The sequence below is a fragment of the Zhengella mangrovi genome (assembly GCF_002727065.1).
In the GTDB taxonomy this organism is placed as follows: Bacteria; Pseudomonadota; Alphaproteobacteria; order Rhizobiales; family Rhizobiaceae; genus Zhengella; species Zhengella mangrovi.
Genome location: NZ_PDVP01000009.1, coordinates 121,647 through 133,461 on the forward strand (window position 1 = coordinate 121,647; position 11,815 = coordinate 133,461).

Consider the following 11,815-nt stretch of genomic DNA (forward strand, 5'->3'; position numbering starts at 1 on the left):
ACCGCATGCCCGCCGACATGAGCCGACGGGCGGCCACCTTCGCACAGGGCCTTGACCCCTGAAGCCCAGGAGACCGACATGCGAACCATCCTCGCGCGGCTGAGCCTTGCCGCGATCCTTCTCTCACCGCTGACCTCCGGCCAGGCCGGTGCCGCCGACGTGGTGAACATCTATTCCTACCGCCAGCCCGACCTGATCGAGCCGGTACTGGACGCCTTTACCCGCGAAACAGGCATCCAGACCCGCCTGCTCTTCCTCGACAAGGGGCTGGAGGAGCGCATTGCCGCAGAGGGCATCAACTCCCCGGCCGACGTGCTGCTGTCGACCGATATCTCGAAGCTGGTGAAGGCCAAGGAGGCCGGCATCACGCAGCCCGTCGAAAGCGACGTCATCGCGGGCAACATTCCCTCGGAATACCGCGACCCCGACAAGGAATGGTTCGGCATCACGCGGCGCGCCCGCGTCGTCTACGCGTCGAAGGAGCGGGTCGATGCCGATGCCCTGTCCTACGCGGATCTCGCCAGGCCGGAATGGAAGGGGCGGATCTGCATCCGCTCCGGCCAGCACGACTACAACCTGGCCCTGTTCGGCGCCCTGATCGCCCACTGGGGCGCGGAGAAGACCGAAGCCTGGATGACCGGACTGCGGGACAACCTCGCCCGGAAGCCGGAAGGCAACGACCGCGCCCAGGCCAAGGGTATCTATTCGGGCGAATGCGACCTGGCGCTTGGCAACACCTATTACGTCGGCCTGATGATGACCAACGAGCGGGAGCCCGAGCAGAAGGACTGGGCGAATGCGATGAAGGTCATCTTCCCCGATATCGACGGCGACGGCACGCATGTGAACGTCTCCGGCATGGCGATGGCCAAGCATGCCCCGAACCGCGACGCTGCCCTGAAGCTGATGGAATTCCTGTCGGGCGACGAGGCGCAGCGGGTCTATGCGGCGCAGGTGTTCGAATACCCGGTCAAGCCGGGCGTCGAGGCCTCGGACATCGTGCAGTCGTTCGGCGCGCTCAAGGCGGATACGCTGCCGCTGACCCGCATCGCGGAGGAACGGAAGGCGGCTTCGGAAATGGTGGACCGGGTCGGACTGGATGACGGACCGCAGAACTGATCTCATCCCCCCGGTTGCCACGACGAAGGCGGGACGGCTTGCCGCTCCCGCCTTTCGGCCCGGGCGGCCGGCCGGGCGGCCCGGAGTGTTTCCGATTTTCACCGGAACGCCGCATTGCCCTGTCCCTTCGTTTTTGCGCGATAATGGACGCGGAACCGGTGCACGCCTGCGCCGGCATGGCGCAAGGCGCTGAGGCCCGGCCATGCAAGCAAGCCAGGCCGTCAATCCAGCCCCCCCCTCGCCCCGTCGAACCGCCACGGTGCGCGGACTGCGCCATCCGCTGATCCGCGCCCTGGCGCTCGTCATCGCGCTCCTTGTGCTGCTGCCGGTCACGGTGCTGGTCGGCGTCGGCCTGACAGGCAGCGGCGAGGACTGGCCGCACCTGGTCGAGAACGTGCTGCCCCGCTCCACCCTGACGACCCTCTGGCTGCTGGCGCTGGTCTCGGCCGGAACCGCGAGCATCGGCGTCACCAGTGCCTGGCTGATCGTCGCCTATGATTTCCCGCTGCGCCGGTTGCTGGCCTGGGCGCTGATCCTTCCCGTCGCCGTGCCGCCCTACCTGGCGGCCTACGCCTTCGGCGAGTTCTTCCACTTCACCGGCCCGGTCCAGGCAGCGCTGCGCGGCCTCTTCGGCTGGCAGAGCGCGCGGGATTACTGGTTTCCCGACATCCGCTCCACGGAAGGCGCCGCGGTGGTGCTGACGGCAGTGCTCTATCCCTATGTCTACATGACCACGCGGGTGGTCTTCCTCATGCAGGGGCGCAACATCGCCGACGTGGCACGCACCCTTGGCGCCCGGCCCGGCACGGTGTTCCGCCGGGTGTTGCTGCCAGTTGCGCGTCCCGCCATCGTGGCCGGCGTCGCCCTTGTGCTGATGGAAACGCTCAACGACATCGGCGCGGTGGAATATCTCGGCGTGCGCACGCTGACCTTCTCGGTCTATTCGACATGGCTGAACCGCGGCAGCCTGGAAGGCGCGGCGCAGATCGCGGCCGTGATGATGGTGATCGTCTTCGCCATCCTGATGGCGGAACAATGGGCCCGGCGCAAACAGGGCTTCCACGCAGCCCGGGCGACCCACCTCAAGGCGCGTCCGCCCCGCGCCCGCCTGACCGGGTGGAAGGGCGTGTCCGCCCTCGTCGCGATCCTGCTGCCGATCCTGGCCGGCTTCGGCATTCCCGTCCAGGTTCTCGGCCGCTTTGCCATGCGGCGCCTGGACCAGCTGTCGGATCCGGCGCTCGGCGATGCCTTCCTCAATTCCGTTCTGGTGGCTGGCGGCACCGCCCTGCTGACCGTCGCCGTCGCCCTTCTTCTCCTCAATGCCGTGCGCCTGGTCCGCCGCCCCTCCGTACTCGCCCTGGCAAGGGTCTCGACGATCGGCTACGCGCTGCCAGGCACGATCCTCGGCCTTGGCCTGCTGTTCGCGCTGGCACGGTTCGACAACAGCGTGGATGCCATGATGCGGAGCTGGTTCGGCTGGTCCACCGGCCTGCTGATCAGCGGTTCGGCCGGCGCCGTCGTCTATGCCTGCACCATCCGCTTCCTGGCGCTGGCCGAGGGCACGATCCGCTCCGGCCTGGAAAAGCTTCCGCGCAACGTCGACGATGCGGCGCGTTCGCTCGGATGTACGCCGGCGCGCTCGGCGCGCACCATCCTGCTGCCGCTGCTGACCCCGGCCATCCTGACGGCGGCCGTTCTCGTCTTCGTCGACACGGTGAAAGAGCTGTCGGCGACCATCCTGCTCAGGCCCTTCGGCTTTTCCACGCTGGCGACCCATGTCTACGAAAACGCCTCGCGCGGCGTGGTGGAGGACGGCGCGGTCGCCGCGCTGTTGATCATCGCGACAGCCATGGCCCCGGTCATGCTGCTGTCGCGGGCACTGATGCGCGACGAAACCGCCTGAAGGACAAAAAGAAATGGCGCTTTCCGGGGTCCGGAAAGCGCCAGTTTGTTTTCGGCAAGCTGTCAATCGGGCCAGGCCCGGAGCGTCGGCGGAGCTGTCGTTTCGCTTTCAACGATCAGTTAACGCGATCCTGCGGGAGACCCGTTAACAAGTCCTTACCCGCGTATACCGAAATTTAACGAGGCACACCCGGGACGAGTCCTTGGTAAATTTCCGATACACGAAGCATTAACCGTATAGTTTCCTGCATCACGTCCGAAGGGAAGGCAAATCCCGATAAAGGTCAAGGGCTTCCGGGTTCGCCAAGGCCTCCTTGTTCTTCACCGAACGGCCATGCACAACATCGCGGACCGCGAGTTCGGTGATCTTTCCCGACTTGGTACGCGGGATGTCGGCGACGGCCACGATCCTTGCCGGAACATGGCGCGGGCTGGCCCCGGTGCGGATTTTCGTGCGGATCTTCTTCTCCAGGTCGTCGTCCAGCGTGACGCCGTCCGCAAGGCGGACGAAGAGCACGACGCGGACGTCATCCTGCCAGTCCTGGCCGATGCACAGGGCCTCGATGACCTCGTCGAGCTGTTCGACCTGGTTGTAGATCTCGGCCGTGCCGATGCGCACGCCGCCCGGGTTCAGGGTCGCGTCGGAGCGGCCATGGATGATCATGCCGCCGTGCGCGGTCCACTCGGCAAAATCGCCGTGGCACCAGATGTTGTCGAAGCGCTCGAAATAGGCGGAATGATACTTTGCGCCGTCCGGATCGTTCCAGAACGCGACCGGCATGGAGGGAAAGGGCCTGGTGCAGACCAGTTCGCCCTTTTCCTGGCGTACCGGCCTGCCATCGTCGTTCCAGACGTCGACCGCCATGGCGAGGCCCGGACCCTGGATCTCGCCCGACCACACGGGCTTGCCCGGAATGGCGATAACGAAGCAGGACACGATGTCGGTGCCGCCGGAGACGGAGGCCAGGTGGACGTCCTTCTTGATGCCGTCATAGACGAATTCGAAGCCTTCCGGGGAGAGCGGCGACCCGGTGGACGAGATGACGCGCACGGTCGACAGGTCGTGCGTCTCGATCGGCCGCAGGCCGGATTTCCGCACCGCGTCGATGAACTTGGCCGAGGTTCCGAAGAAGGTCATCTTCTCTGCCTGGGCATAGTCGAAGATCACGTTTCCATCCGGGTAGAAGGGCGATCCGTCGTAGAGCAGGAGCGTCGCGCCGGCGGCGAGCCCGGAGACGAGCCAGTTCCACATCATCCAGCCGCAGGTGGTGAAGTAGAAGAAACGGTCGCCCTCGCCGATCCCGCTATGAAGGCGCTGTTCCTTGGCATGCTGGATGAGCGTTCCGCCGGCGCCGTGAACGATGCACTTGGGGATGCCGGTGGTGCCGGAGGAATAGAGGATGTAGAGCGGATGATTGAATTCGAGACGCGTGAAGGACAGGTCCGTGGCCTGGTGGGGCGCGACGAACTGCTCCAGCGTGGCTGCTCCCTCGATGCCGGATGCCACGGCTTCGGCTTCGCCGAGATAGTCGAGCACGACGCAGTGCGCAGCCGAAAGCTCGCCGAAGACGGTGGCCAGCTTCTCTCCCGTCTTCTGCGGCTTGCCATTGTACCAGTAGCCGTCGACGCCGACGAAAAGGACCGGATCGATCTGGCCGAAACGGTCGAGAACGCCGCGTTCGCCGAAATCGGGCGAGCAGGACGACCAGATGGCGCCGATGGAGGTTGCCGCCAGCATGAAGGCGACGGTTTCCGGCATGTTCGGCACCATGGCCGCGATGCGGTCGCCCGGCTTGACGCCCAGCGCGGAAAGACGCTGCTGGATGCGCGAGACCAGAGCACGAAGCTCGTCCCACGACATGCGCCGCTCGACCTTGTCCTCGCCACGGAAGACGAGCGCATCCCCACTGCCCTGCTTCCAGAGCAGGTTTTCCGCGAAATTCAGGCGGGCATCGGGGAAGAACCTGGCTCCCGGCATGCGGTCGCCGTCAGCCAGCACCGTCGCGCCCTTGTCGCCGATGATGCCGCAGTGGTCCCAGACGAGGTCCCAGAAGGCTTCGCGATCCTCCACAGACCACGCATGCAGCGCGTCATATCCATCGAACGACCGGCCGGCGCGCCTGGCGGCCGCCTTGCTGAACACGGTCATCGGATGGGCAGCGATGGTTTCGGGTGAAGGTACCCAGAGCGGGGCGTCTTGAACCATGGTAATCTCCCTGTGTCGCCAGACTGTGTTGCCGATGCGGCCGTCTTTCGCAAGAGGTATCGCGAGGTATCACAACAGGCATTCCGCGTTCGTCGGGTCAAGAAGCCTGTGGTAAACAAGGCACAAGCGCAACGAAGTCCTTGAATTGCCCCCATCGTCGGATAGAGCATTCAAAAAGCTGAACGTTACAAAGGCACGGCATGTCGGCACCGGTCATCCGCAGGTTGGTAGTTTCTGGCGTCCTGCTCGGTGTGGTGGCCCTGGCGGTCTTTCTCTCGCTTCCGTTCCTGGCCTCGACGTCCATCATCCGCAACCGCATCACCACGGAACTGAGCAACTGGACGGGCTATCGCGTCAAGCTCACCGCGGCGCCGGAAATCTCGCTGTTCCCGTCGGTGGAGGTCCGACTCGCCGGGGTGCAGCTTTCGCCCTGGACATCATCGGACACGACGATCGCGCGGGCCGAGGAAGTGCGCGTCGCCCTGTCCGCGTTCGATGCCATCTCCGGGCGCATCCGGTTTTCGCGCATCGACATCCTGCGGCCCGTCGTCAACCTGCCGAACGCGACCTCGCTGCCGGTGGCGCCGACCAGCGGGCGGTTCGTGACGGCGCTCCTGGTGGCCTCCTCGGCGGTGGCGGCCAATCCCGAGAAGCCCGACATCTCCGCGGTTCCCGACGATCCGCTCGGCATCGTCAGCGTCGTCGACGGCCGCGCGGTCTACATCCGCAACGAGCAGGAAGTGCCGGTCGTCACGAGCGTCAATGCCAACGTGTCGTGGCCGCAGCTCGACGACAGCCTGTCGGCGATCGGTTCGATGATCTGGAACGGCGAACAGGCCGATTTCCAGCTCTCTGCCAGCCAGCCGCTGCTGCTGATGGCCGGGGGCCAGTCGAAGCTGGCGACCAAGGTGACCGCCAAGCCGATGGGCTTCTCCTTCGACGGTACCGTCAATCGGCGGCCCAACCTGTTCATCGACGGCGCGGCCTCGCTGTCGACGCCGTCGCTGTCGCGCGCCCTGGAGTGGTGCCGCGTGACGACTTCGCAGGGCCTTTTGCCGGGCAAGATCACACTCGGCGGAAAGTTGAGCGGCGGGCCGGACCGGATGAAGCTGGAGGACGCCGACCTGGCCTTCGGCGACAGTGCCGGCAGCGGCGTGCTCGAGTTCAGCCTGGCCAAGGACGTTCCGTCGGTTGCCGGCACGCTGCATTTCCCGTCGCTCAAGCTCGCGACCATTCTCAATGCCTTCCCGGGCAGCCTGCCGGGCGAAGGCGCGGCGGAGCAGCTCGCCAACGTTCCGCAGGGACGGGTCAACCTCGACCTGCGGCTATCGGCGGACAATGCGACGTTCGGGCCGGTCAAGCTCAGCGAGGTGGCCGCGACGGCGCAGGTCAACGACGACCTTTCGGCCTTCGACATTTCCGACGCGCGCGCCTTCGACGGCTCGCTGCAGGCCGGGCTCCGGATCAATCACGGCACGGCCGGCAAGACGAGCGAATTGCGGGTGCTGGCGACGGAAGTCGACGGCGCGCTGATCGGCAAGACCATCCCCTGGGCCAGCGGCATTCCGGATGCGACCATGACCGTCTCGCTGATCATGAAAGGGCCCGGGGCCACCTGGCCGGACCTGATCGAGAACTCGACCGGCTCGCTTTCCGCCCAGATGCGCGCCGGGACGATTCCCGAGGTGGACCTCGACAAGTTCGTCGAACGGCTGAAGGGCGCCGGCTTCTTCCGGCTGACCGAGGCCCAGGGCCGCGCGCTGGCCTTCGACAAGGCCGAGGTGGAACTTGCCATCGACCATGGCGTCGCGCGCATCCAGAAGGCGAACCTGGAGACGCCGATGCGGCGGGTGAAGCTGGTGGGGCTGATCCCGCTTGCCGGCCGGAGCCTTGCCATTGCCGGCACCGTGTCGCCGCTGTCGCAGGATGCCCCCGCCAAGGACGAGCTGTCGTTCTTTGCCGGCGGTTCGTGGAACGCACCGCTGATCTCGCCGGTCATCGCACCGCACCTGCCGCCGGAATAGGCGCATGGCGCGAAACGGGATGACGGCCGCAATCCGGCCATGATTCAATTCCCCAGCGAATCAGTCTAGTTTCAGCAGCGTGACCGCGAAAGCGTGCGGGAGTGACACCGTGTTCAAATTCCTGGCCGGCCTGTTCAAGATCCTGGTGATCTCGCTGATCACCGGCGCCGGACTGTCGGCATTGAACCTCTCGGCCGCCGACATCCTGCAGCAGCTCGGCCTGACGCCGGAGCGGGTGCTGGGCCTGCTGCAGCGCGGGGCGGAATGGGCCATTCCCAACATCGTGCTCGGCTCGATGATCATCGTGCCGGTGTGGCTCGTGGTCTACCTGCTGCGCCCGCCGCGCAGCTGACCGTCCGGATCCGTTTCACACCCCCTCTGCGAAGGCCGCCTGCTCCTCCCGCCGGCGCTGGACTTCCTTGCGCTTGCCGACGATGGAGGCGGCGATCACGCCCGTCGACACCAGGCCGATGAGCACGGTGCAGACCGCGTTGATTTCCGGCGTCACGCCAAGGCGCACCTGGCTGTAGATCTTCATCGGCAGCGTCGTGGCGCCCGGGCCGGAGGTGAACGAGGCGATGACCAGATCGTCCAGCGACAGCGTGAAGGCCAGCATCCAGCCGGAGACGACGGCGGGCAGGATGTTCGGCAGGGTGACCTCGAAGAAGGTCGTCACCGGCGTAGCGCCGAGATCCATGGCCGCTTCCTCGAGCGAGCGATCGAAGCTGACGAGGCGCGACTGCACCACCACGGCCACGAAGCACATGGAAAAGGTGACATGGGCGAGCGTCACCGTCAGGAAGCCGCGATCCATGCCGACGGCGACGAAGAGCAGCAGCAGCGACAGGCCGGTGATGACCTCGGGCATGACGAGCGGCGCGTAGACCATGCCGGAAAACAGGAGGCGGCCGCGAAAGCGGGTGTAGCGGTCCAGAGCCAGTGCCGCCAGGGTGCCGAGCACGGTGGCGATGGATGCCGACAGAACGCCGACCCGGGCCGTCACCCAGGCGGCGTTCATCAGGCCCTCGTTGCGCAGCATCTCGCCGTACCACTTGGTGGAAAAGCCGGCCCAGACGGTGACGAGGCGGGACTCGTTGAAGGAGTAGATGACCAGGAGGACGATCGGCAGGTAGAGGAAGGCGAAGCCGAGGACGACGGAGGCGATGTTGAAGCGGGACCAGGTGGTGTTCATGTCACTTGCCCGCTTCCTGCGCCCGCGCCTGGGCGTTCTGGAACAGGACGATCGGTACCACCAGCAGAAGCAACAGGATGATCGCCACGGCGGAAGCCAGCGGCCAGTCGCGGTTGTTGAAGAACTCGCTCCACAGAGTCTTGCCGATCATCAGCGTGCGCGACCCGCCGAGAAGATCGGGGATGACGAACTCGCCGACGGCGGGGATGAAGACCAGAAGGCAGCCGGCCAGGATGCCGGGAATGGCAAGCGGCAGCGTGATCTTCCAGAAGGCGGTGATGGGCGGGCAGCCGAGATCCTGCGCGGCCTCGATGAGGGAGTAGTCCATCTTCTCCAGCGTCGAGTAGATCGGCAACACCATGAACGGCAGGTAGGAATAGACGATGCCGATGAAGATGGCGGTGTGGGTGTTGAGGATCTGCAGCGGCTCGGAAATGACGCCGGTCCAGAGCAGGAACTGGTTGAGCAGGCCTTCCGGCTTCAGGATGCCGATCCAGGCGTAGACGCGGATCAGGAAGGACGTCCAGAACGGAAGGATGACCAGCATCAACAGCGTCGGGCGGATCGATTGCGGCGCGCGCGCCATGCCGTAGGCGAGCGGGAAGCCGAGCAGCAGGGTGAGCACCGTGGAAACGGCGGCGATGATCACGCTGGACAGGTAGGCCTTGGCGTAGAGCGCGTCCTCGGTGATCCAGACATAGTTGTCGACAGTGAACTTGCGCGCGCTTTCCAGCCAGGTGCCGATACCCTCGAAGGCCGGCGTGTAGGGCGGCATGGAGATCGCCGACGTCGACAGCGAGATCTTGAAGACGATCAGGAAGGGTATCAGGAAGAAGATCAGCAGCCACGCATAGGGCACGATGATGACGAGGCGGCTGGCAATGGCGGACAGGAGCTTCTGCATGGCCGCCTCCAGTCAGTTCGTCAGCACGACGCCGGCATCCGGCGCGAAGCTGATCCAGGCCCGGTCGCCCCAGGTGAGCGGATTGTCCGAGCCGCGGGCGCTGTTGATCATCGAAGCGCGGATCACCTTTCCGGAATCGAGCCGGACGTGGATGATCGTCATGTCGCCGAGATAGGCGATGTCCCAGACTTCGCCGTCGATGCTGTTGGGGCCGGCGCCTTCCGGCTGCTGCGACGTGATCCTTATCTTTTCCGGCCGGATGGCGAACCAGGCCGTCTCGTCCTTGCGCGCCGTGCCGGCGTTCGCCGCGTGGATCGCGAAGCCGTCGGCGCCACGGATCGTCGCGCCCGAGGGATCGACCTCCGACACGGGGCCCTCGAACAGGTTCACGTTGCCGATGAAATCGGCGACGAAACGCGAGGATGGCGCCTCGTAGACCTCCGGCGGCGTCGCCACCTGCTTGATCTTGCCGTGATCCATGACCGCGATGCGGTCCGCCATGGTCATTGCCTCCTCCTGGTCGTGGGTGACGACGACGAAGGTGAGGCCGAGATCCTGCTGGAGGTCCATCAGTTCGAACTGGGTTTCCTCGCGCAGCTTCTTGTCGAGCGCGCCGAGCGGCTCGTCGAGCAGCAGAACCTTGGGGCGTTTGGCCACCGAACGGGCGAGCGCCACGCGCTGGCGCTGGCCGCCGGACAACTGGTGCGGCTTGCGCCGCGCGAATTTCTCCAGCTTCACCAGCTTGAGCATTTCGGCGACGCGCTCGGCGATCTGCGGCTTCGGCATGCCGTCCTGGCGCAGGCCGAAGGCGATGTTCTTCTCCACCGTCATGTGGGGAAACAGCGCGTAGGACTGGAACATCATGTTGACCGGGCGGCGGTAGGGCGGCACGCCGCGCAGGTCCTGGCCGTCGAGCAGGATCTCGCCGGCGGTCGGCTCCTCGAAGCCGGCCAGCATGCGCAGCAGCGTGGACTTGCCGCAACCCGATGCGCCGAGCAGCGCGAAGAACTCGCGCTCGAAAATGGTCAGCGACAGGTCATCGACGGCGGTGAAATCGCCGAACCGCTTGGTGACGTTGCGAAAGACGATGTAGGGCTTCGCATCGGGATCGCTCCAGGGCGCGAAGCTCTTGCGGATACTGCCAAGCGATTTCATCCACCGATCCCCCTGTCCCGAGCCGCCGGACCATCAATGGCCCCGGCGGGCTTGCACATGAAAAGGCCCCGGCAGCCTTTTGTCTGCCGGGGCCCCTGGCCGTTCGCTTACTGGCCGGTCACCACGCGGGTCCAGGCCCGCGTCATCAGCCGCTGTTCCTTGTTGTCGGGCGGCGTGGTGGTGAACAGCTTGTCGGTGGTCGCCTCGTCGGGATAGACGGCCGGATCGCCGATCACCGCCTGGTCGAGAAGCTTCTGCGACGCCTTGTTGCCATTGGCGTAGAAGACGTAGTTCGACGCCTTGGCGATGACTTCCGGCTTCATGATGTAGTTGAGGAATTCATGCGCCTCGGCGACATGCGGCGCATCGGCCGGGATCGCCATCTGGTCGAACCACATCTGGGCGCCTTCCTTCGGGATCGAATAGGCGATCTCGACGCCCTGCTTGGCTTCCGCTGCACGGTCACGCGCCTGGAAGACGTCGCCCGACCAGCCAACGGCCAGACAGATGTCGCCATTGGCCAGGGCGTTGATGTATTCCGACGAATGGAACTTGCGGATCGACGGGCGGATGGCTTCCAGCGCGGCCTGGGCGGCCTCGATGTCCTCGGCGGTCTTGGAATCCGGGTTCTTGCCGAGCCAGTTGAGCGCAGCCGGGATCATCTCGGCCGGCGCGTCGAGCATGTAGACGCCGCAATCGGCCAGCTTGGCGATGTTCTCGGGCTTGAAGACCACGTCCCAGCTGTCGATCTGGTCGGTGCCGAGGGCTTCCTTGACCTTGGCCTTGTTGTAGCCGATGCCGGTGGTGCCCCACATGTAATTGATCGAATACTGGTTGCCCGGATCGTACTTGTCGGTGCGGGCCTCGATCTTGTCCCACATGTTGGAGATGTTCGGCAGCTTGGACTTGTCCAGCTTCTGGAACACGCCGGCCTGGATCTGGCGGGCCAGGAAAGTGCCGGTCGGCACCACCACGTCATAGCCCGTACCGCCGGCCAGCAGCTTGGTTTCCAGGATCTCGTTGGAATCGAAGACGTCGTAGACGACCTTGATGCCGGTTTCCTTGGTGAAATCGGCCAGAATCGACTCGTCGATGTAGTCGGACCAGTTGTAGACGTTCACCACGCGTTCCTGCGCGGACGCCTGACCGGCCGCGAGGCCGAAAGCGAGCACCGAAACGGCGGTCATGAACAGGGTGGATCGGGTCATTCTGTTCTCCTCTTCGAAGGGTCGTCCGGTTCTGCCGCCTTAGCGGATCGTGCCGGTTGTGGCGAAAGCCTATTGGCCTTTTGGCCCTTGCTCAAGCCGGTTTTT

At 65.3% G+C, this 11,815-nt stretch carries 9 protein-coding genes; 4 read left to right on the forward strand and 5 right to left on the reverse strand.

The window, feature by feature from the left end:
* Nucleotides 1-78 precede the first annotated feature (78 nt).
* Together CSC94_RS15140 and CSC94_RS15145 are read left to right on the forward strand one after the other, a co-directional pair.
* Complete coding sequence (locus tag CSC94_RS15140; protein WP_099307190.1) at nucleotides 79-1,119, forward strand: Fe(3+) ABC transporter substrate-binding protein; 1,041 nt, start codon at nucleotides 79-81, stop codon at nucleotides 1,117-1,119.
* 202 nt (nucleotides 1,120-1,321) lie between these two features.
* Nucleotides 1,322-3,022 (forward strand): ABC transporter permease, encoded by a 1,701-nt coding sequence (locus tag CSC94_RS15145; protein WP_099307191.1) that lies wholly within the window; start codon nucleotides 1,322-1,324, stop codon nucleotides 3,020-3,022.
* A 249-nt stretch (nucleotides 3,023-3,271) separates the two neighbouring features.
* Here the strand turns inward: CSC94_RS15145 and CSC94_RS15150 are convergent, their stop codons facing one another.
* Nucleotides 3,272-5,227 carry an acetoacetate--CoA ligase gene (locus CSC94_RS15150; RefSeq protein ID WP_099307192.1) on the reverse strand — a complete coding sequence of 652 codons (1,956 nt, stop codon included), beginning with the start codon at nucleotides 5,225-5,227 and terminating at the stop codon, nucleotides 3,272-3,274.
* 200 nt (nucleotides 5,228-5,427) lie between these two features.
* On the opposite strand from CSC94_RS15150, the gene CSC94_RS15155 reads away from it, so the two are divergent.
* Entirely contained in the window at nucleotides 5,428-7,251 is a 1,824-nt protein-coding gene (locus CSC94_RS15155) for an AsmA family protein (RefSeq protein ID WP_099307193.1), read from the forward strand.
* A 109-nt stretch (nucleotides 7,252-7,360) separates the two neighbouring features.
* The gene (locus CSC94_RS15160) at nucleotides 7,361-7,603 is read left to right on the forward strand and encodes a DUF6460 domain-containing protein (RefSeq protein WP_099307194.1); all 243 of its coding nucleotides are present in this window, start codon (nucleotides 7,361-7,363) and stop codon (nucleotides 7,601-7,603) included.
* 15 nt (nucleotides 7,604-7,618) lie between these two features.
* Here the strand turns inward: CSC94_RS15160 and CSC94_RS15165 are convergent, their stop codons facing one another.
* From CSC94_RS15165 to CSC94_RS15175, 4 genes are all read right to left on the reverse strand, one after another.
* Complete coding sequence (locus tag CSC94_RS15165; protein ID WP_099307195.1) at nucleotides 7,619-8,443, reverse strand: ABC transporter permease; 825 nt, start codon at nucleotides 8,441-8,443, stop codon at nucleotides 7,619-7,621.
* Between the two features lies 1 nt (nucleotide 8,444).
* A complete protein-coding gene (locus tag CSC94_RS24075) occupies nucleotides 8,445-9,347 on the reverse strand; it encodes an ABC transporter permease subunit (protein WP_114647860.1) in 903 nt (300 codons plus the stop codon).
* Nucleotides 9,348-9,359: 12 nt separating this feature from the next.
* Nucleotides 9,360-10,502 carry an ABC transporter ATP-binding protein gene (locus CSC94_RS24080; RefSeq protein ID WP_114647861.1) on the reverse strand — a complete coding sequence of 381 codons (1,143 nt, stop codon included), beginning with the start codon at nucleotides 10,500-10,502 and terminating at the stop codon, nucleotides 9,360-9,362.
* Nucleotides 10,503-10,609: 107 nt separating this feature from the next.
* Nucleotides 10,610-11,689, reverse strand: a complete 1,080-nt coding sequence (locus CSC94_RS15175; RefSeq protein ID WP_245408377.1) for a polyamine ABC transporter substrate-binding protein — start codon at nucleotides 11,687-11,689, stop codon at nucleotides 10,610-10,612.
* Between the last annotated feature and the right edge of the window lie 126 nt (nucleotides 11,690-11,815).